Origin of the sequence: Variovorax sp. WDL1 (assembly GCF_001541225.1) — a bacterium.
In the GTDB taxonomy this organism is placed as follows: domain Bacteria; phylum Pseudomonadota; class Gammaproteobacteria; order Burkholderiales; family Burkholderiaceae_C; genus Variovorax.
This window is the reverse complement of sequence record NZ_LMTS01000173.1, coordinates 86,620-105,959: the sequence shown is the minus strand read 5'-3', so window position 1 is coordinate 105,959 and position 19,340 is coordinate 86,620. Positions and strand designations below refer to the sequence as shown.

The window sequence follows — 19,340 nt, the reverse complement described above, 5'->3', positions numbered from 1 at the left end:
GGCCGCCAGTGTGTCGGCCACGTCGGGGCTGATGGCGTGCATCTTCGAATGGATGCTCGCGATCAGCACCTCGCCGTCCAGCGTCCAGAGGCGCACGTCGCCTTCGTCCTGGATGGTGGTGCCGGCCTGGTTGGCGTCGGGCGCGTTGCTGCCCAGCACGCTCTCGGGAAACAGCTGGCGCTCGTGCACCGGCAGGCGCCGCTGCGGCACGAACCGGCTCTCCGAGGCGCTCCACGAGCCCTCGGGCGTGTGCACGCCGCCGGCCTCGGCCACCGGGCCGTCGAACACCCACTTGGGCAGCGGCGCGTTCGACAGTACCTCGCCGGCATCGATGTCTTCCCGGATCCACTTGGCGACCTGCGCCCAGCCCGCCTCCTGCCAGAGTTCGAAGGGGCCCTGCTTCATGCCGAAGCCCCATCGCATCGCGAAGTCCACGTCGCGCGCGCTCTCGGCGATGGTCGCCAGGTGCACGGCCGCATAGTGAAAGCTGTCGCGCAGGATCGCCCAGAGGAAGCGGCCCTGCGCGCCCTCGCTCTCACGCAGCAGCTTCAGGCGCTGGGCCGCGGGCTTCCTGAGCATGCGGCCGTAGACCTCGTCGGCCTTCTCGCCCGAAGGCACGTAGTCGCCCTTCGCCAGGTCGAAGCGCAGGATGTCGCGACCCGCCTTCTTGTAGAAGCCGGCCTTGGTCTTCTGCCCCAGGTTGCCCAGCTCCAGCAGCTTGGCCAGCACCGGCGGGGTCGCGAAGTTGGCGTAGAAGGGATCGGTCTGCGCGCTCAGGTTGTCCTGCAGCGTCTTCACCACGTGGGCCATGGTGTCCAGCCCCACCACGTCGGCGGTGCGGAAGGTACCCGAGCTCGCGCGCCCCAGCTTCTTGCCGGTGAGATCGTCCACCACGTCGGGCGTGAGCCCGAACTTCTCGACCTCCTTCAGCGTCGCCAGCATTCCGGCGATGCCCACGCGGTTGGCGATGAAGTTGGGCGTGTCCTTGGCGCGCACGACGCCCTTGCCGAGTGCGCTGGTGACGAAGGCCTCGAGCTGGTCCAGCACCTGCGGCTCGGTGGTCGGCGTATTGATCAGCTCGACCAGGAACATGTAGCGCGGCGGGTTGAAGAAGTGGATGCCGCAGAAGCGCGGCTTGAGCGCCTCGGGCAGCGCCTCGCTCAGCTTGGTGATCGACAGGCCCGAGGTGTTCGAGGCCAGGATCGCGTGCCTGGCCACATGGGGCGCGATCTTCTTGTACAGATCGAGCTTCCAGTCCATGCGCTCGGCGATGGCTTCGATCACCAGGTCGCATTCGCCGAGCTTTGCGAGATCGTCCTCGTAGTTGGCCTGCTCGATCAGCTCGGCGTCGGCCACGTCACCCAGTGGCGCAGGCTTGAGCTTCCTGAGGTTGTCGATGGCGCGCATGACGATGCCGTTCTTCGGCCCCTCCTTGGCCGGCAGGTCGAACAACACCACCGGCACGCGCACGTTGACGAGATGCGCCGCGATCTGCGCGCCCATCACGCCGGCGCCGAGCACGGCGACCTTCTTCACTTGAAACTTGGACATGGAGTTTCCAACAAATAGATGTCTTACTGGACGCGGACCCAGGTCTGCGTGCGGCCGATGCCGAACACCGAGCCGCGCACTTCGAGCTTCCTGCCGCCGTCGACCGGCGTTAGCCGCAGCGTGTAGCTCTTGCCGTTTTCGGGGTCGAGGATCTTTCCGTCCTCCCAGACCTCCTTGCCTTCGGCCTTCTTCGCGCCGCGGATGATCTCGAGGCCCACGAGCGGCTTGCCCTTGCGGTCGTCGGTGCATTCGTCGCATACCGCGTCCTGCTTCGCTTCCTTGCGCAGCAGCTTCTCGATGCGGCCGTTGAGCACGCCGCCGGATTCGCCGATACGGATCTGCGACTTGGCCTCCCCGGTCTTGTCGTCGACGCTCTGCCAGACGCCCACGGGCGTCATCTGCGCGAAGGCCGCGCCGGCCGACACGAAGGCGATTGCTGCAAGAAGACGCTTCATGGCGATCAGGCCAGGGCGGCGTCGGTGTTCATGAGCGGCGCAGCGCCGGCGCGCGCGGTACGCATCAGCGTCGCGGTCTCGGGGAAGAGCTTGGCGAAGTAGAAGCGCGCGGTCTGCAGCTTGGCCAGGTAGAACGGGTCGGTGTTGCCGGCCGCGATCGCGGCAAGCGCTACGCGCGCCTGCAGCGCGAACATGTAGCCGAACACGAAGTGGCCTGCGACGCGCAGGTAGTCCACCGCCGCGGCACCCACTTCGTCGGCGTTCTGGAAGCCGCGGAAGCCCAGCTCGGTGGTGAACTTTGTGAGTTGCTCGCCCAGCACCGCGATGGGCGTGATGAACTCGCTCATCTTCTCGTTCACGCCCTCCTCCTCGACCAGCTTCGCGACCAGCTTGCCGAACTTCTTGAGCGTGGCTCCGTTGTTGCCCAGCACCTTGCGCCCCAGCAGGTCGAGCGACTGGATGGTGTTGGTGCCCTCGTAGATCATGTTGATGCGGTTGTCGCGCACGAATTGCTCCATGCCCCATTCCTTGATGAAGCCATGGCCGCCGAAGACCTGCATGCAGGCATTGGTCGAGATGTGGCCGTTGTCGGTGATGAAGGCCTTCACGATCGGCGTGAGCAGCGCGACCAGCTCGCCCGCGTCCTTGCGCACCTTCTCGTCGGGGTGGTGGTGCTCCTTGTCGAGCAGCAGCGTGCAGAAGATGGCCAGCGCGCGGCCGCCCTCGGCATAGGCCTTCGCGGTCATCAGCATCTTGCGCACGTCGGGGTGAACGATGATCGGGTCGGCTTCCTTGTCCTTCGCCTTCACGCCCGACAGCGAGCGCATCTGGATGCGGTCCTTGGCATAGGCCAGCGCGTTCTGGAAGGCCACCTCGGTCAGGCCCAGCGACTGGTTGCCCACGCCCAGGCGCGCCGCGTTCATCATCACGAACATCGCGGCCAGGCCCTTGTTGGGCTCGCCCACCAGCGTGCCGCTGGCGCCTTCGAGCACGATCTGCGCGGTGGCGTTGCCGTGGATGCCCATCTTGTGCTCCAGCCCGCCGCAGTAGATGCCGTTGCGGCTGCCGAGCGAACCGTCGGGCTTGACGTTGAACTTGGGCACGACGAACAGGCTGATGCCCTTGCTGCCCTTGGGCGCGTCCGGCAGGCGGGCCAGCACCAGGTGGATGATGTTCTCGGCCATGTCGTGTTCGCCGGCCGAGATGAAGATCTTGTTGCCGGTCAGCCTGTAGGTGCCGTCGGGCTGCGGCTCGGCCTTGGTGCGCAGCAGGCCCAGGTCGGTGCCGCAGTGCGGCTCGGTCAGGCACATCGTTCCTGTCCATTCGCCGCTGGTGAGCTTGGGCAGGTAGGTCTTCTTCTGCTCGTCCGTGCCGTGCGCGACCAGCGCCTCATAGGCACCGTGCGAGAGGCCCGGGTACATGGTCCAGGCCTGGTTGGCCGAGTTGAGCATCTCGTAGAAGCACTGGTTGACCACGAAGGGCAGGCCCTGGCCGCCGTACTGCGGGTCGCAGGACAGCGCCGCCCAGCCGCCCTCGACGTACTTGGCATAGGCTTCCTTGAAGCCCGTGGGCGTCTTCACCTCGTGCGTGGTCTTGTCGAGCACGCAGCCCTCCTCGTCGCCCGTGATGTTGAGCGGGAAGGTCACCTCGGCGGCGAACTTGCCACCCTCTTCCAGCACCGCGTTGATGGTGTCGGCGTCGACCTCCGCATGCTTGGGCAAAGCCTTGAATTCGTCGGTGACCTTGAGCACTTCGTGCATCACGAACTGCATGTCGCGAAGGGGCGGGGTGTAGGCAGGCATGGAAAAAGTCTCCGGAAAAAAATGAGGAAGAGCGTTCGAAGAAGAGTGATCAGGCGGCGCGTGCTCAGCGCACGGGCTTGAGCCTGCGCGACGACGCGGCCGCCGAGGCAGCCAGCGCTTCGGGCGTCGCGCAGCGCGCGAGGATGTTGTCGAAGCCCGCGTTGGCACGCGCCAGCGAGTCGGGCGAGCGCAGGAAGCGCGCCTCGTAGTGCAGCGCCAGGATCAGCGCGTGGATCTCGAAGGAGATCTGCTTGGCGTCGGCATCGGCCCGCAGTTGGCCCTCCTCCTGCGCCTGCAGCACGGCACGCAGCATGGCGGCCAGCCAGGTGTTCACCGACTCGGCCAGCGCGTCGCGCACCGGCCCCGGCCGGTCGTCGAACTCGACGGCGCCGCTGATGTAGATGCACCCGGAGTCGATCTCGGCCGAGGTGCGTTTCATCCAGTTGGCGAACAGGGCACGCAGCCGCGGCAGCCCACGCGGCGCCTGCATGGCCGGATAGAACACCTCCTGCTCGAAGCGCGCGTGGTACTCGCGCACTACCGAGATCTGCAGCTCCTCACGGGAGCCGAAATGGGCGAACACGCCCGACTTGCTCATGCCAGTGACTTCTGCCAGCGCGCCGATGGACAGGCCCTCGAGCCCGATCTGCGCGGCCAGGTTCAACGCCGCATCGACGATGACGGCCTTGGTCTGCTGGCCTTTCTGGGGCGCGCGGGAAAGCTTGGAGGAGCCGGGGGCGGGCATGGGCGGATCGGGCCTGTCAATAAAACGAACGATCGTGCTATTTTGCAGGCCTTTCTCCGCCGGCTCGATGAAAGCCCGACAGGGGCGGAAGGTTATCGGCGACGTCGCCAGGGCGACGGGGTTCAGGCCGTCCGGCCCAGGCCAGCCAATACACCGAAGCCCATGCCGGCGCGCGAGCGCTGTTCCTGCCATGACAGCCGGTACAGCAGCCCCAGTACCAGCACCGCCCCGAAGAACTGGTAGGACTGCAGCACGTTCCACGTCGTGCCGGCCAGCAGATTGGTGACGCCGACGAAGGATTCGCTCGATAGCAGGAAGGCGAGCCACAGCAGCGCCGGCGTTGCTGCGCCGAAGGGCTGGCGCCGCAGCGCGACGGGGAACAGCACCGCGAAGATGAGCAGCAGCACGCCGTAGTGGTGGTCCCACGCGATCGGCGAGGCCATCGTCAGGCTGAGCATGACAAGCGACAGGTCGACCGCAGTGGGTTGCTTGCGCACCCGCCAGAACAGCGCCAGGCCGAGGATCAGGGCCGAGGAGAGCGTGGTTGCGAGATAGACGGTCGGATGAAAGGGCGGGAGATCCGTGCCGGACCAGATCCGCCCCGCGCCCTCCAGATTCACGCCGTTGAACAGCAGCCGGTTTACCAGGCCGTTGACCGACTGGTTGATGAAATAGCTCTCGCCGTGCTGGCCGAGGAAGGACACCACCGGGATGTAGTCGAGCACGTTGGGCAGCCCGTAGAAGGCGATCGCCACCAGGCCGAAGGCGCCGGTGATCCAGGTCGCGGTCCACGCGAAGCTCCACTGCCGCCGCAATGCCGCCCACAGCACCACGATGATCCATTGCGGCTTGATGATGCAGCACAGGGCCATCATCAGCCCGGCCAGGCGAGGCTGCCCGCGCTGCCAGGCGAGCAGGGACACGCCGGCGGCGAGCGTCATCGCGGTCTGGATCTGGCCGTGGTATTCGGAGCGCAGGAGCGGGTAGAAGAGCGCGACGCTCAGGAGGCTCAGGGCCGCCAGCGCGCCGCGCGAGATGGCCGGCAGCGCCGGCGGCTCGCCCGGCCTGGACGGCCATTGCACCGCGCCCATGAAGAGCCGGAGGAACACCGCCGCGATAGCGATCAGGCTCAGCCGCGACAGGATCTTCAAGATGACCACCACCGTCTCGGGCTCCAGGCCCAGCAGGCGCTGCGGCAGGTCCAGCGGCAGCAGCGCGGTCAGGGGGTACTGGAACTTCACGTGCTGGCCGAAGAAGACCGACTGGTAGAGCAGCTGGTCCGGATGCTCGCGCAGGAAGGCCGAGGCGCGCAGCATCGGCATCCACGAGTCGTCGCCGTTGTGGAAGGACAGCACGAAGCGCAGGTAGCCGAGCGAGCTCTCCCGCGGCTCGCCGACCGAGAGCGTGACCAGCGCGCTCACAACGAGCCCGCTCAACAGGAACATCAGCCACACCCGCCACACCACCGCGAGGCGCTGGGCCTGGGCCGAATGCGGCAGGCCCGGAATGCCCGGCTGCAGGCGCCACAGCGCGATCAGCAGCACGCAGGAAAGCAGGGTCGCGACCACGACCACGATCAGGATCTTCATGTCGAATGCAGGGAGGAGAAGTGAAGCGGTGCTAGTGCGCCATCCACAGCGCGGCCGCGGCGATGCCGACCGCCAGGCGGCTGACCCAGTCGCGCGCCGCGAAGACCACCGGGTCCTCGTGCAGCGCGCCGCGGATCGCCTTGAGCCAGATGCGCACGGTCCAGAACAGGAACACCGGGATCAGGATCCACAGCCAGGTCGGCTCCTGGTAGCGCGCCAGCATCTGCTGGTCCTGCAGATAGAGGCTCAGCAGCACGGCGGACATCTGCCCGGCCGCGACGCCGGCGCACAGCACGAAGGTCTCATCGCCCGGCTGGTAGCCGCGGTCGCGCTTGAGCTGGACGGCATCGCCGGCGGCGGAGGTGAGCTCCACGTAGCGCTTGGCCAGCGCGAGGCTGAGGAAGATGAAGAGCGAGAAGGAAAGAATCCAGAAGGAGAGCGGCTGCCCCGTCGCCTGCGTGCCGGCCGCCACGCGAATCGTGTAGAGGGCGGCCAGCGAGAACACGTCCACCACTGCGCGCCGCTTGAGGAACACCGAATAGGCGGTGGTCAGCGCCGCGTAGAGCAGCAGCACCGCCACGAAGGACGGGGGCAGCAGCGCCGCGGACAAGGCCAGCGACGCGATCCCCAGCCCGATCGACATCGCCAGCCCGGTGGCCGACGAGATGTCGCCGGCGGCGAAAGGCCGCCGCCGCTTGCGGTGGTGGCGCCGGTCGGACTCCAGGTCCAGCAGATCGTTGAGCACGTAGATGCCCGAGGCCATCAGGCTGAAGGCGAGGAAGGCGAGCACGGCGTCGACCATCAGCGCCTGGGTGAGGTCGTGCAGCACGGGCATCAGCGGCAGGAAGATCAGCACGTTCTTCAGCCACTGGTGAGGGCGCAGGCCCTGGAAATAGCGGCTCAGCCCCGCGCGGCGCGGCTTGATCACCGCTTCCACTTCCGTGAGTCCGGCCGCGCGCCGCGCCAGGGCGCCAGACCGGCTGACCACCACGGCAGCTTTCGAGCCGCGCCAGACTTCCAGGTCCGCGGTGTGGTCGCCCGCATAGCTGAAGCCCATGCCGCGCGTGTCGCTCAGGATGGCCGCCAGCTTGTTCGCACCCTTGACGTTGCGCTCGCCGTCGGAGGCCAGCACCGCGTCGAACAGGCCCAGGTGGTCGGCGACGCGCCGCGCCATGCGCCCGTCGCTGGCGGTGGCCAGGATGGTGCGCCGGCCCGCTTCTCGGGCGCGGCGTACGAAATCGAGCACCTCCGGCCGGTACGGCAGGGTGCGGACGTCCAGTCGCGTGCGCCGCGCCACCTCGCGCTTGAGCGCGGCACGCCCGCGCAACAGCCACAGCGGCAGCGACAACAGCGCGCGCGGAGAGACCCGCACCAGCTTGAGCAGCGACTCGTGCAGGGAGTCGGTGGCGATCAGCGTGCCGTCGAGGTCGACATAGAGAGGCAGCGGCACGGTCATCTCAGCCACGCCCCAGAACCACGACGCCCACCAGGATGATGGCGATGCCCAGGATCCGCGAGGCGGTCAGCGCCTCGCCGAAGAAATGCCAGGCCAGGAGCGCCGCCATCACGTAGCCCATGGAAAGCAACGGGTAGGCGACGGTCACGTCCACGCGCGTGAGCGCCAGCACCCATAGCCCGGCGCTCACGAAATAGCAGCACAGGCCCAACAGGATCCAGGGCTGGGTGGCAGCGCCCCACCCCGCCGCGAGCAGCGATGCCGCGTTGCCGACAGCCACCGTTCCGAGCGTATTCGCGCCGGCCTTGAGCATCAGCTGCGCTGCCGAATTCAGCAGCACACCGGCGAAGATGATCGAGAAAGTTGCGAAGGTCATCTTGAAACTTGAAGTCTTTTTGTTTACTGCAAATATCATGCCTTAGTATTACTTTTTCACCCAAGACGCCGGCGCTCAATGAAGGAAATAGTTGACGTTTTGGCCGAGCGAAGCGTTCCAGGCTGCGCAAAAGGTGACATCTCCATTGACACGTCGGCTGCTGCTGCTCGCGCCGGCCATGGCCCTCTTCGTTCTTGCTTCGGGCTGCGCGATCGATCCTGGCGCGCAGACGCAGCCGCCTGCCGCGACGACACAGGCCGAGGACCTGGCCGACTTCGAGAAGGCGGGCCTCCTGCTCAGACAGGGCAAGCCCTCGGAAAGCCTGCAGGTACTCGACAGCCTGATCGACCGCTTCGAGGCCCGCCACCGCGAGCGCAAGGGGCGCATCTACAGCGCGCGCACGCGGACCGAAAGCCTCCACTACATGACGCTGGCGGCGAAGGATCGGCAGAACGCGATCGACGTCGGCCCGACCTGGGGCCATGCCCAATACCTCAAGGGCTATGCGCTGGTCGAGCTGGAGCGCATCCCCGAAGCACGCCGCGCAATCGAGCGCGCGATCGAACTCGCGCCGGCCAACGCGCAGTTTCGTTCGGAACTCGGCCACATCTACCAGATCGACAAGAGCTGGACGAAGGCGCTCGAAGTCTTCACCGAGGCGGAGCGCGCGACCGAGTTCTCGCTGGATGACGAGAAGGTGCGCCACCAGACCCGCGCGTTGCGCGGGCAGGGTTTCGCGCTGATCGAGATGGGCCGCCTGGATGAGGCCGAAGCGCGTTATCGGCGCTGCCTCGCGCTGGATGCGAACGACCCGGTGGCGCAGATGGAGTTGAGGCTCATCGAGAGCCTCCGTGCGCGCGGCCGCATGACCTTGCCGGGGCGGCCGACGCCGCTGTGAGGCTTGGAATGCCTCAGGCCGAAAACCCATCCTTCAACGCTTCCCTGAGCCACGCCACGAACACCGTCACCGCCCGCGGCACATGGCTCGCATAGGGCCGCACCGCATAGAGCTGCTCGGCAAAGGCACCCACCGGCGTCCACTGCGGCAACACCTGCACCAGCTTGCCGGCCTGCAGCGCGCCCTGGGCGCTGAAGTCCGGCACCAGCGCGATGCCCAGCCCGGCCAGCGCCGCATCGCGCAGGGCCTCGCTGTTGTTGGCGGCGAAGGGGCCGGCGACCGGGATGGTGACGCGTTCGACCGCACGGCGCCCGTTCGACAACTCCAGCGTCCACGCCGGCTGATCGTGCGCGCGCGGGTAATGCAGGCAGTCGTGTTGCGACAGCGCCTGCGGCGTCTGTGGCGCGGGACGGCGGCGCAGGTAGGCCCGGCTCGCGACCAGCACCGAACGCGTGGCGCACAGCCGCCAGGCGACGTGCGTATCGGGCACCGAGGCCGCATGCCGGATCGCGAGGTCGAAACCTTCCACCGCGAGCGCGCTGAGCCGGTCCGACAGGTCCAGCGCCAGCCGCACCTCGGGATTCGCGCGCAGGAAATCCGCAACCCGCGGCACCAGCTGCTGGCGCGCGAAGGCCACCGGTGCGGTCACCCGCAAGAGGCCCCGGGGCACGCCCGCCAGGTCGCGCACGCCGGCAAAGCTGTGGGCGATCTGCTCGAAGGGCGCGCGCGTGTCGTCCACCAGCCGCTGGCCGGCCTCGGTCAGGCGCACGCTGCGGGTGGTGCGGCGCACCAGCGGCACGCCGGCCGCACGCTCCAGCTCGGCGATGCGCTGGCTCATCGCCGCCTTGCTCACGCCCAGGCGGGCGGCAGCTGCGGTGAAGCTGCCCTGCTGCTCGAGCACGGTCAGCCAATGGAGATGGGTCCAGAGCAGCTCGATATTTTTGGGTTCCATGGCTGGATTGTTCACTATCGCGAACAATCAATTCAGTCCTGCCGCCTTGGCAGGGTGCATCGTGGTTCCTAGACTCGCCGGACTTCCAATACCGCAGCAGCAACCGCAGGAGACCCGCCATGACCCAGCAGCCTTCGACCCCCACGCCCATCGCGCACTTCATCGGCGGCCGGCGCGCCGGCGGCGCCTCCGAGCGTGCGCAGGACGTCTTCAACCCCGCCACCGGCGCCGTGACCGGCCGCGTATCGCTCGCGGGCCGTGCCGACGTGGATGCGGCCGTCGCCGCTGCCCGCGCCGCCTTCCCGGCCTGGGCCGACACGCCGCCGATCCGGCGCGCGCGGGTGATGTTCAAGTTCCTGGAGCTGCTCAACAAGCACCGCGACGAGCTGGCCCGGCTGATCACCGCCGAGCACGGCAAGGTCTTCACCGACGCGCAGGGCGAGGTCTCGCGCGGCATCGATATCGTCGAGTTCGCCTGCGGCATCCCGCAGCTGCTGAAGGGCGACTACACCGACCAGGTCTCCACCGGCATCGACAACTGGACGATGCGCCAGCCGCTGGGCGTGGTGGCCGGCATCACGCCCTTCAACTTCCCGGTGATGGTGCCGATGTGGATGTTCCCTGTCGCCATCGCGGCGGGCAACAGCTTCATCCTCAAGCCCAGCCCGACCGACCCCAGCCCCTCGCTGCGCATCGCCGAGCTGCTGAAGGAGGCGGGCTTGCCCGACGGCGTGTTCAACGTGGTGCAAGGCGACAAGGAAGCAGTCGACGGGCTGCTGGAGCACCCCGACGTGAAGGCGATCAGCTTCGTCGGCTCCACCCCGATCGCCAACTACATCTACGAGACCGGCGCACGCCTCGGCAAGCGCGTGCAGGCGCTGGGCGGCGCGAAGAACCACATGGTGGTGATGCCCGATGCCGACCTGGAGCAGGCGGTGGACGCGCTGATCGGCGCGGGCTACGGCTCGGCCGGCGAGCGCTGCATGGCGATCAGCGTCGCCGTGCTGGTGGGCGACGTGGCCGACAAGCTGGTGCCGATGCTGGCCGAGCGCGCCCGCACCCTGAAGGTGCTCGACGGCACGAACCTCGAAGCCGAAATGGGCCCGATCGTCACCCGTGCCGCGCACGAGCGCATCACCGGCTACATCGCGCTGGGCGAGAAGGAAGGCGCCAAGCTGGTTCACGACGGCCGCGCGTTCGACGGCAAGAAGGCCGGCGAAGGGTGCGGCGACGGCTTCTGGATGGGCGGCACGCTTTTCGATCACGTCACGCCCGAAATGCGCATCTACAAGGAAGAGATCTTCGGCCCGGTGCTCTCGTGCGTGCGCGTGCACGACCTCAAGGAGGCGGTGGACCTCGTCAACGCGCACGAGTTCGGCAACGGCGTGGCCTGCTTCACCCGCGACGGCAACGTGGCGCGCGAGTTCTCGCGGCGCATCGAGGTGGGCATGGTGGGCATCAACGTGCCGATCCCCGTGCCCATGGCCTGGCACGGATTCGGCGGCTGGAAGCGCTCGCTGTTCGGCGACATGCACGCCTACGGCGAGGAAGGCGTGCGCTTCTACACGCGGCAGAAGTCGATCATGCAGCGCTGGCCGGAGAGCACGCCCAAGGGTGCCGAGTTCGTGATGCCGACGGCGAAGTAGGCAGGCATTGCTCCCTCTCCCCAAGGGGAGAGGGAACTCGGCCGCGAGATCAGGCCTTGAAGCCGATCACTTCCTGCCGCTGCTCGCCCAGCCCTTCGATGCCCAGTGTCATCACGTCGCCCTTCTTCAGGTAGAGCGGCGGCTTCATGCCCAGGCCCACGCCGGGCGGGGTGCCGGTGGTGATCACGTCGCCGGGCACCAGCGTCATGAACTGGCTCACGTAGCTCACGATCTTGGCAACGTTGAAGATCATGGTCTTCGTGTTGCCGGTCTGCATGCGCTTGCCGTTGAGGTCCAGCCACATCGCGAGCTTCTGCGGATTGGGCACCTCGTCGCGCGTCACCAGCCAGGGGCCGATGGGGCCGAAGGTGTCGCAGCCCTTGCCCTTGTCCCAGGTGCCGCCGCGCTCGATCTGGTACTCGCGCTCGCTCACGTCGTTGATCACGCAGTAGCCGGCCACGCAGTCCAGCGCGCTCTTCTGCGAGACATAGCGCGCGGTCGCGCCGATCACCACGCCCAGCTCCACCTCCCAGTCGCTCTTGACCGAATTCTTGGGCAGCATGACGGGATCGTTCGGCCCCTGGACGCAGCTGTTGGCCTTCATGAAGACGACCGGCTCGGCCGGGATCGGCAGGCCCGACTCCGCTGCGTGATCGGCGTAGTTGAGGCCGATGGCGATGAACTTGCCGACCTGCGCCACCGGGCAGCCGAAGCGCGGCTTGCCCCTGACCAGCGGCAGCTTGTCGAGCTTGATCTTGCGCAGCTTGGCCAGCGCGGCATCGCCGAGCTGCTCGGGGCCGATGTCCTTGACGACCGCGCTCAGATCGCGCAGCTGGCCGTTGTCATCGACGAGGCCGGGCCTTTCCTTGCCGGGGTTGCCATAGCGAACGAGTTTCATGAGGTCCTTTCTTCTGGGAAAACTAGTAGGTCGAGCGGCCGCCGGACAGGTCGAACACGGCGCCCGTGGAAAAGGAGCAATCTTCGGTGCAAAGCCAGGCCACCATCGCGGCGACCTCCTCCACCGTGCCGAAGCGGCCCATCGGGATCTTGGAAAGCATGAAGGCGATGTGCTCCGGCGACATCTGGTCGAAGATCGCCGTCTTCACCGCCGCCGGGGTCACGCAATTGACCCGCACGCCGGTGTCGGCCAGCTCCTTGCCCAGCGACTTGGTGAGCGCGATCACCGCGGCCTTGCTCGCGCTGTAGGCGCTTGCATTGGGATTGCCGTCCTTGCCCGCGACCGAGGCGATGTTGACGATGCGCCCGTAGCCCTGCCTGCGCATCTGCGGCACCACTTCGCGGCAGCAGATGAAGAGGCCATTGAGGTTGACCTCCATCACCTCGCGCCAGGCATCCACCGGGTAGTCCCACAGCTTGACGTTGGGCCCGGTGATGCCGGCGCTGTTGACCAGCGCGTCGATGCGTCCTGACTGCGCCAGCGTGGCCGCCACTGCCTCGGCCACCGAGGTCTGCTGCGCGACGTCGACCTTCAGCGCGAAGGCCTTCGGCCCCAGGGCCCAGGCCGTCTTCTCGGCCGCCTCGCCATCGCGGTCCCACAGCGTGACGCTGCCGCCCGAGTCGATCAGCCGCTGCGCGATGCCGCGCCCCAGCCCGGTGGCGCCGCCGGTCACGACCGCATGGCGGTCGCCGAAGTCGAGCTGGTTCATATGGTGATGCCGCCGTCGGCTGCATAAGCCTGGCCGGTGACGAACTGCGACTCGTCACTCGCGAGGAAGACCACCAGCGGCGCGATCTCCTCGGCCTGCGCCAGCCGTCCCATGGGCTGGCGCGCGATGAAGGCCTTGCGTGCTTCCACCGGGTCGGCATTGGCGTTGATACGGTCGGCCAGCGAAGGGGTGTCCACCGTGCCCGGGCACACGGCATTGCAGCGGATGCCCTGGCCCACGTAGTCGGCCGCGACGCTCTTGGTCAACCCCAGCACCGCCGCCTTGGTGGTGCCGTAGACGCAGCGGTTCGGCAGGCCCTTGATGCTGGAGCACACGCTGGCCATGTTGATGATGCTGCCGCGTCCCGCGGCCAGCATGCCCGGCAGCACGGCCTGGATGGTCCACAGCTGGGCCCGCACGTTGAGGCGGAAGGCGAAGTCCAGGTCATCGTCCGTGGCCTGCAGCGCGGCGCCGTTGTGCACCACGCCGGCGCAGTTGAAGAGGATGTCGAGCGCGGGCAGCGTCTTCGCGAAGCCGTCGATCGCGGACTTGTCGAGCACGTCGAGCTTCGCGGCGGTGATGTTGGCCACGCCAGCGAAGCGAGACAGCAGCGCCTCGTTGATGTCGGTCGCCCAGACCTGCGCGCCCTCTGCGGCCAATGCGAGCGCGCTCGCGTGGCCGATACCCTGCCCGGCCGCGGTGACGAGCGCGGTCTTGCCTTCGAGTCTCATGGGATGTCCTTCTGCTGTGGAATGGATCGGCGATTCGGCGATGGCGGCCTTCAGGGTTTGGCCCGATGGCCGCATCGCGGTGCACCTCGTATTCTGAATTGGCCTGACCACTTGGCCAATCCAGGACAACCCCTAAGTGCCCCTGCAGACCCTCGAACCCAAACGACTCTACCGCCAGATCGCCGACCAGCTCAGCGCGCTGATCGCGAAGGGGGAGTTCGCGGCCGGCGCTCGCCTGCCCGCGGAGCGCGACCTGGCCAAGCTGTTGGGCGTGAGCCGGCCTTCGGTGCGCGAGGCGCTGATCGCGCTAGAAGTCGAGGGCTGGGTCGAGGTGCGCACCGGTTCCGGAGTCTACGTGCTCGACCGCACCCAGCATGCGCCCGTGCCGCAGGCCAGCACCGAGTGGGGCCCGCTCGAGCTGATCCGCGCGCGCCGCGTGGTCGAGGGCGAGACAGCGGCCATCGCCGCGGCCACCTCCAAGCGCAAGGACATCGAGGCGATGACGCGCGCCATCGAACACATGCGCGATCTGGCTGAGCGCAACGTGATGCCGCTGGAGGGCGACCGCGCCTTCCACCTGGCCATCGTCGAGTGCTGCGGCAACGTGGTGCTGTCGGAGACGGTGCAGGGCTTCTGGGATTCGCGCCGCGGGCCGATCTTCACGCGCCTGGGGGGCTACTTCGAGAGCGTCAAGTCCTGGCGCTCGGCGATTGCCGAGCACGAGGCGATCCGGGATGCCATCGCCGCGCGCGACGCCGAAGGCGCGCGCAGGGCGATGCATGTGCACATGGACAAGTCGCACCAGCGCTTCAGCGCCAGCTGGCGCCGCGCCAACCTCTTCTTTCAACCACCCATGGAGACAAGAAAATGACCAGCACCAAGCGTTTCGCACTCAAGACGATCGCGGCCTGCGTACTCGCCGCAGGGGCCCTCGGCTTGGCCCAGGCGCAGACCAAGCTCAAGTGGGCCCACGTCTACGAGACCTCGGAGCCCTTCCACAAGTACTCGGTCTGGGCCGGCGACGAGATCAAGAAGCGCACCAACGGCAAGTACGAAGTCCAGGTGTTCCCGGCCTCCAGCCTGGGCAAGGAGGCCGACATCAACCAGGGCCTGACGCTGGGCACCGTGGACATCATCCTCTCGGGCGCGAGCTTCGCGGGGCGGACGTACCCGCCGCTGGCGGTGTCGTACTTTCCCTTCATCTTCCGCGACGCGGAGCACCAGTTGAAGTACGCCAAGAGCGACGTGTTCAAGGAACTGGCCAAGGGCTACGACGACAAGAGCGGCAACCACATCACGGCGCTGACCTACTACGGCGCGCGCCACGTCACCTCCAGCGCGGCCCGGCCGGTGGCCAAGCCCGAGGACATGAAGGGCCTGAAGATCCGCGTGCCCGATGCGCCGGCATACCTGGCCTTCCCGAAAGCGCTGGGCGCCAACCCCACGCCGATCGCCTTCGCCGAGGTCTACCTGGCGCTGCAGAACGGCACGGTCGATGCGCAGGAGAACCCGCTGCCGACCATCGAGGCGAAGAAGTTCTTCGAGGTGCAGAAGAACATCTCGCTGACGGGGCACATCGTCGATTCGCTGCTGACCATCGTCTCCGGGCAGCTGTGGGGCAAGCTCTCTGCGGACGAGAAGAAGATCTTCACCGAGGTGATGCAGGAAGCTGCGGAGAAGACCGGGCGCGAGATCATCGCCTCGGAAACGCGGCTGGTGGAGGAGTTCAAGAAGAAGGGGAACAACGTGATCACCGTCGACAAGAACGCATTCCGCGAGGCGGTGCTCAAGAACACCAAGCCGACGGACCACGGCTATCGGCAGCAGGACTACGACCGGATCACCGCCGTCAAATGAGGCCAGGATCTGGCTCCCTGCCCGCCCGGGGAGGGAGCCAAGGCAAGACCATGACCGAACAGAAAATCATCGACGACGAAGGCCACTTCCATGCCGAGGACGAGGTGGTCGACCTCTCCGGCACCATCGCCGAGGGCTGGGCAGCGCTCGCGATCTTCTGGCTGCTGGGCCTCACCGTCTTCTACCAGTTCGTGACCCGCTACGTGATGAACGACTCGGCCGCCTGGACCGAGGAGGTGGCGCGCTACATGCTCATCGGCGTGGTCTTCATCGGCGCGGCCATCGGCGTGTCGAAGAACAACCAGATCCAGGTCGACTTCTTCTACCGCTACCTGCCCGGCGCGGTCGGCCGCTGGATGTCGCGCGCGGTCGACGTGCTGCGCGTCGCCTTCTTCCTGGCAGCGGTCGTGATGACCGTGCAGATGATGCTGAAGATCGGCAACCAGACACGGATGACCATCGTCGACCTGCCGATGAACCTGGTGTATGGCCTCTGCCTGCTCGGCTTCGCAGCCATGGCCTGGCGCTCGCTGCAGGTGGCGCGGGTGCACTGGCGGCGCGGCTACAGCGTGCTCGAACGTCCCGAGTCCACGCTGGCCGATTCGTGAGCGCGCATCCGGCCCGTCCATAACGAACCAGAAAATGCTCAAGATCTTCTTCCTGCTCTTCATGGCCGGCGGCGTCCCCGTCGCCATTGCCATGGCCGGCGCCTCGCTGGTCTACATCCTGACGTCGGGGAGTCTCCCGCCTTTCGTCGTCATCCACCGCATGGTCAGCGGCATCGACAGCTTCCCGCTGCTGGCCGTGCCCTTCTTCATCCTGGCCGGCAACCTGATGAACAACGCCGGCATCACCACCCGCATCTACAACTTCGCATTGGCGCTGGTGGGTTGGCTCAAGGGCGGCCTGGGGCATGTGAACGTGCTGGGCTCCGTCATCTTCGCGGGCATGAGCGGCACCGCCATCGCCGACGCCGCGGGCCTCGGCACCATCGAGATCAAGGCGATGAAGGAGCACGGCTACGGCACCGAGTTCGCCGTCGGCGTGACGGCCGCCTCGGCCACGCTGGGGCCGATCATTCCGCCGAGCCTGCCCTTCGTGATCTACGGGATGATGGCCAACGTCTCCGTGGGCGCCCTCTTCCTCGCGGGCATCCTGCCCGGCGCGATGATGGCGCTGCTGATGATGTTCACCGTCGGCTACTACGCCCATCGCAACAACTGGGGGGGCGACGTCAAGTTCTCCAGCACGCGGCTCTTCAAGGCGTTGTGCGAGCTGGCGGTGGTGATCGGCTGGCCGCTGCTGCTGTGGGTCGCGGTGACCAGGCTGGGCGCGCCGGCGCAGATCACCGTCTTCGTCGGGCTGGCCCTGCTCTTCGTGCTCGACCGGATCTTCGCATTCGAGGCGCTGCTGCCCATCATGACCCCCGTGCTGTTGATCGGCGGCATGAGCACCGGCCTCTTCACGCCCACCGAGGGCGCCATCGCCGCCTGCGTGTGGGCCATGATCCTGGGCTTCGCCTGGTACCGCACGCTGTCGTGGAAGATGTTCGTCAAGGTCTGCCTCGACACCATCGAGACCACCTCCACCGTGCTCTTCATCGTCGCCGCCGCTTCCATCTTCGGCTGGATGCTGACGGCCACCGGCGTCACCACCGACATCGCGAACTGGGTGCTGGGCTTCACCAAGGAGGCCTGGGTCTTCCTGCTGCTGGCCAACCTGCTGATGCTCTTCGTCGGCTGCTTCCTGGAGCCGACCGCGGCGATCACGATCCTGGTCCCCATCCTGCTGCCCATCGCGACACAGCTGGGCGTGGACCCGATCCACTTCGGCCTGGTGATGGTGCTGAACCTGATGATCGGCCTGCTGCATCCGCCCATGGGCATGGTGCTCTTCGTGCTGGCGCGGGTGGCGGGCTTGAGCTTCGAGCGGACCACCATGGCGATCCTGCCCTGGCTGGTGCCGCTGCTGCTGAGCCTGGCCGTCATCACCTACATGCCCAAGTTGGTACTGTGGTTGCCGAAAATGTTCTTCTGATTCCAAGACGCAGGACCCCGCGATGAATCCCTTTATCCGACTCCACCCGGCGGACGACGTCGTGATCGCCCGCGGCCAGCTGGTCGGCGGCACCGCCATCGAAGGCGTGACCGCCCGCGGCCTGATCCCGCCCGGCCACAAGGTTGCCGTGCGCACCATCGCCCAAGGCGAGCCGGTGCGCCGCTACAACCAGATCATCGGCTTCGCGAGCCGCCCCATCGCGCCCGGCGAGCACGTGCACACGCACAACCTCGACATGGGCCCCGACAAGGGCCACTTCGAGCGCGACTACGCCTTCGGTGCCGACGTCAAGCCGCCGCCCGCGCGGCGCGAAGCGAGCTTCATGGGCATCCGGCGGGCCGACGGCCGCGTCGCCACGCGCAACTACATCGGCGTGCTGACCAGCGTCAACTGCTCGGCCACGGCGGCACGCGCCATCGCCGACCACTTCTCGCGCAAGACCAACCCGTCGGCGCTCGCGCCGTACCCCAACGTCGACGGCGTGGTTGCGCTCACGCACGGCACCGGCTGCGGCATGGACACCGGCGGCATGGGCATGCAGCTGCTGGAGCGCACGCTCACCGGCTATGCGACGCACGCCAACTTCGCGGCCGTGCTGGTGGTGGGCCTGGGCTGCGAGGCGAACCAGATCAATGCCTGGCTGGCCACCGGCAACCTGCGGGAGGGCGAGAATCTGCGCGTCTTCAACATCCAGGACACGGGCGGCACGCGCAAGACGGTGGCCAAGGGCGTGGCGCTGATCAACGAGATGCTGCCGCGCGCCAACGCGGCGGAGCGCGAGCCGTGCAGCGCGGAGCACATCACCATCGGCCTGCAGTGCGGCGGCTCCGACGGCTATTCCGGCATCAGCGCCAACCCCGCGCTGGGCGCGGCGGTGGACCTGCTGGTGGCGCACGGCGGCACGGCCATCCTCTCGGAGACGCCGGAGATCTACGGCGCCGAGCACCTGCTCACCCGCCGCGCGGTCCAGCGCGAAGTGGGCGAGAAGCTGGTCGAGCGCATTCGCTGGTGGGAGCACTACACCGCCATCAACGAGGGCGAGATGAACAACAACCCCTCCCCCGGCAACAAGGCCGGCGGGCTTACCACCATCCTCGAGAAGAGCCTGGGCGCCGTGGCCAAGGGCGGCACCAGCAACCTCGAGGCGGTGTATGAGTACGCGGAGCCGGTGCGCGCACACGGCTTCGTCTACATGGACACGCCGGGCTACGACCCGGTGAGCGCGACCGGCCAGGTGGCGGGCGGCGCCAACATGATCTGCTTCACCACCGGCCGCGGCTCGGCCTACGGCTGCGCGCCTTCCCCTTCGCTCAAGCTCGCCACCAACTCGGCGCTGTGGCAGCGGCAGGAGGAGGACATGGACATCAACTGCGGCGAGATCGTCGAGGGCAACGTGTCGATCCAGGACATGGGCCAGCGCATCTTCGAGCTGGTGCTGGCGACGGCATCGGGCGTGCCGAGCAAGAGCGAAAAGCACGGGTACGGGCAGAACGAATTCGTGCCCTGGCAGGTGGGAGCGGTGATGTGATGGGGGAAGCAGCAAACAGCAAGGAGCTT

At 67.4% G+C, this 19,340-nt stretch carries 18 protein-coding genes; 7 read left to right on the top strand and 11 right to left on the bottom strand.

Annotated elements, in window-relative coordinates; translation table 11 throughout:
* The 7 genes from APY03_RS44400 to APY03_RS24700 all read right to left on the bottom strand — a co-directional run.
* Positions 1 to 1,551 (bottom strand): 3-hydroxyacyl-CoA dehydrogenase family protein (locus APY03_RS44400; protein WP_232324389.1); only part of this gene is annotated, 1,551 nt, incomplete at its 3' end.
* 23 nt (positions 1,552 to 1,574) lie between these two features.
* A complete protein-coding gene (locus APY03_RS24725) occupies positions 1,575 to 2,006 on the bottom strand; it encodes a DUF2147 domain-containing protein (protein ID WP_102905162.1) in 432 nt (143 codons plus the stop codon).
* Between the two features lie 5 nt (positions 2,007 to 2,011).
* Positions 2,012 to 3,808: an acyl-CoA dehydrogenase C-terminal domain-containing protein gene (locus tag APY03_RS24720; RefSeq protein ID WP_068681044.1), complete on the bottom strand. Its 1,797-nt coding sequence runs from the start codon at positions 3,806 to 3,808 to the stop codon at positions 2,012 to 2,014.
* A 64-nt stretch (positions 3,809 to 3,872) separates the two neighbouring features.
* The gene (locus APY03_RS24715) at positions 3,873 to 4,553 is read right to left on the bottom strand and encodes a TetR/AcrR family transcriptional regulator (protein WP_068681042.1); all 681 of its coding nucleotides are present in this window, start codon (positions 4,551 to 4,553) and stop codon (positions 3,873 to 3,875) included.
* Between the two features lie 122 nt (positions 4,554 to 4,675).
* Positions 4,676 to 6,142 (bottom strand): glycosyltransferase family 87 protein, encoded by a 1,467-nt coding sequence (locus APY03_RS24710; protein ID WP_068681040.1) that lies wholly within the window; start codon positions 6,140 to 6,142, stop codon positions 4,676 to 4,678.
* 31 nt (positions 6,143 to 6,173) lie between these two features.
* A complete protein-coding gene (locus APY03_RS24705) occupies positions 6,174 to 7,598 on the bottom strand; it encodes a UbiA family prenyltransferase (RefSeq protein ID WP_068681038.1) in 1,425 nt (474 codons plus the stop codon).
* 1 nt (position 7,599) lies between these two features.
* Entirely contained in the window at positions 7,600 to 7,974 is a 375-nt protein-coding gene (locus tag APY03_RS24700) for a DMT family transporter (protein WP_068681036.1), read from the bottom strand.
* 145 nt (positions 7,975 to 8,119) lie between these two features.
* Between APY03_RS24700 and APY03_RS24695 the strand changes: the two genes are divergently transcribed.
* Positions 8,120 to 8,872 carry a tetratricopeptide repeat protein gene (locus APY03_RS24695; RefSeq protein ID WP_146039261.1) on the top strand — a complete coding sequence of 251 codons (753 nt, stop codon included), beginning with the start codon at positions 8,120 to 8,122 and terminating at the stop codon, positions 8,870 to 8,872.
* A 13-nt stretch (positions 8,873 to 8,885) separates the two neighbouring features.
* Here the strand turns inward: APY03_RS24695 and APY03_RS24690 are convergent, their stop codons facing one another.
* On the bottom strand, positions 8,886 to 9,824 hold the full coding sequence (locus tag APY03_RS24690; RefSeq protein ID WP_068681032.1) for a LysR family transcriptional regulator: 939 nt from the start codon (positions 9,822 to 9,824) through the stop codon (positions 8,886 to 8,888).
* Positions 9,825 to 9,943: 119 nt separating this feature from the next.
* Between APY03_RS24690 and APY03_RS24685 the strand changes: the two genes are divergently transcribed.
* A complete protein-coding gene (locus tag APY03_RS24685) occupies positions 9,944 to 11,470 on the top strand; it encodes a CoA-acylating methylmalonate-semialdehyde dehydrogenase (protein WP_068681030.1) in 1,527 nt (508 codons plus the stop codon).
* A gap of 49 nt (positions 11,471 to 11,519) precedes the next feature.
* Here the strand turns inward: APY03_RS24685 and APY03_RS24680 are convergent, their stop codons facing one another.
* The 3 genes from APY03_RS24680 to APY03_RS24670 are packed head-to-tail and all read right to left on the bottom strand — an operon-like array spanning position 11,520 to position 13,868.
* Entirely contained in the window at positions 11,520 to 12,368 is an 849-nt protein-coding gene (locus tag APY03_RS24680) for a fumarylacetoacetate hydrolase family protein (protein ID WP_068681028.1), read from the bottom strand.
* 22 nt (positions 12,369 to 12,390) lie between these two features.
* Positions 12,391 to 13,137 carry an SDR family NAD(P)-dependent oxidoreductase gene (locus tag APY03_RS24675; RefSeq protein ID WP_068681027.1) on the bottom strand — a complete coding sequence of 249 codons (747 nt, stop codon included), beginning with the start codon at positions 13,135 to 13,137 and terminating at the stop codon, positions 12,391 to 12,393.
* Positions 13,134 to 13,868: an SDR family oxidoreductase gene (locus APY03_RS24670; RefSeq protein WP_068681066.1), complete on the bottom strand. Its 735-nt coding sequence runs from the start codon at positions 13,866 to 13,868 to the stop codon at positions 13,134 to 13,136. Before APY03_RS24670 ends, APY03_RS24675 begins: the two co-directional genes overlap by 4 nt.
* A gap of 136 nt (positions 13,869 to 14,004) precedes the next feature.
* Here APY03_RS24670 and APY03_RS24665 point away from each other — a divergent pair, with 136 nt between their 5' ends.
* The 5 genes from APY03_RS24665 to APY03_RS24645 are packed head-to-tail and all read left to right on the top strand — an operon-like array spanning position 14,005 to position 19,311.
* Positions 14,005 to 14,739: a FadR/GntR family transcriptional regulator gene (locus APY03_RS24665; protein WP_068681025.1), complete on the top strand. Its 735-nt coding sequence runs from the start codon at positions 14,005 to 14,007 to the stop codon at positions 14,737 to 14,739.
* A complete protein-coding gene (locus tag APY03_RS24660; protein ID WP_068681023.1) occupies positions 14,736 to 15,725 on the top strand; it encodes a sialic acid TRAP transporter substrate-binding protein SiaP in 990 nt (329 codons plus the stop codon). Before APY03_RS24665 ends, APY03_RS24660 begins: the two co-directional genes overlap by 4 nt.
* A gap of 50 nt (positions 15,726 to 15,775) precedes the next feature.
* Positions 15,776 to 16,333 carry a TRAP transporter small permease gene (locus APY03_RS24655; RefSeq protein ID WP_068681021.1) on the top strand — a complete coding sequence of 186 codons (558 nt, stop codon included), beginning with the start codon at positions 15,776 to 15,778 and terminating at the stop codon, positions 16,331 to 16,333.
* A gap of 34 nt (positions 16,334 to 16,367) precedes the next feature.
* Positions 16,368 to 17,762 (top strand): TRAP transporter large permease, encoded by a 1,395-nt coding sequence (locus APY03_RS24650; protein ID WP_068681019.1) that lies wholly within the window; start codon positions 16,368 to 16,370, stop codon positions 17,760 to 17,762.
* Positions 17,763 to 17,784: 22 nt separating this feature from the next.
* Positions 17,785 to 19,311, top strand: a complete 1,527-nt coding sequence (locus APY03_RS24645) for a UxaA family hydrolase (RefSeq protein WP_068681017.1) — start codon at positions 17,785 to 17,787, stop codon at positions 19,309 to 19,311.
* The last annotated feature ends 29 nt before the right edge of the window (positions 19,312 to 19,340 follow it).

Coding starts and splice junctions, on each gene's coding strand:
- APY03_RS24725 (WP_102905162.1), bottom strand. CDS start 2,006: ATGAAGCGTCTTCTTGCAGCAATCGCCTTCGTGTCGGCCGGCGCGGCC.
- APY03_RS24720 (WP_068681044.1), bottom strand. CDS start 3,808: ATGCCTGCCTACACCCCGCCCCTTCGCGACATGCAGTTCGTGATGCAC.
- APY03_RS24715 (WP_068681042.1), bottom strand. CDS start 4,553: ATGCCCGCCCCCGGCTCCTCCAAGCTTTCCCGCGCGCCCCAGAAAGGC.
- APY03_RS24710 (WP_068681040.1), bottom strand. CDS start 6,142: ATGAAGATCCTGATCGTGGTCGTGGTCGCGACCCTGCTTTCCTGCGTG.
- APY03_RS24705 (WP_068681038.1), bottom strand. CDS start 7,598: ATGACCGTGCCGCTGCCTCTCTATGTCGACCTCGACGGCACGCTGATC.
- APY03_RS24700 (WP_068681036.1), bottom strand. CDS start 7,974: ATGACCTTCGCAACTTTCTCGATCATCTTCGCCGGTGTGCTGCTGAAT.
- APY03_RS24690 (WP_068681032.1), bottom strand. CDS start 9,824: ATGGAACCCAAAAATATCGAGCTGCTCTGGACCCATCTCCATTGGCTG.
- APY03_RS24685 (WP_068681030.1), top strand. CDS start 9,944: ATGACCCAGCAGCCTTCGACCCCCACGCCCATCGCGCACTTCATCGGC.
- APY03_RS24680 (WP_068681028.1), bottom strand. CDS start 12,368: ATGAAACTCGTTCGCTATGGCAACCCCGGCAAGGAAAGGCCCGGCCTC.
- APY03_RS24675 (WP_068681027.1), bottom strand. CDS start 13,137: ATGAACCAGCTCGACTTCGGCGACCGCCATGCGGTCGTGACCGGCGGC.
- APY03_RS24670 (WP_068681066.1), bottom strand. CDS start 13,868: ATGAGACTCGAAGGCAAGACCGCGCTCGTCACCGCGGCCGGGCAGGGT.
- APY03_RS24660 (WP_068681023.1), top strand. CDS start 14,736: ATGACCAGCACCAAGCGTTTCGCACTCAAGACGATCGCGGCCTGCGTA.
- APY03_RS24655 (WP_068681021.1), top strand. CDS start 15,776: ATGACCGAACAGAAAATCATCGACGACGAAGGCCACTTCCATGCCGAG.
- APY03_RS24650 (WP_068681019.1), top strand. CDS start 16,368: ATGCTCAAGATCTTCTTCCTGCTCTTCATGGCCGGCGGCGTCCCCGTC.
- APY03_RS24645 (WP_068681017.1), top strand. CDS start 17,785: ATGAATCCCTTTATCCGACTCCACCCGGCGGACGACGTCGTGATCGCC.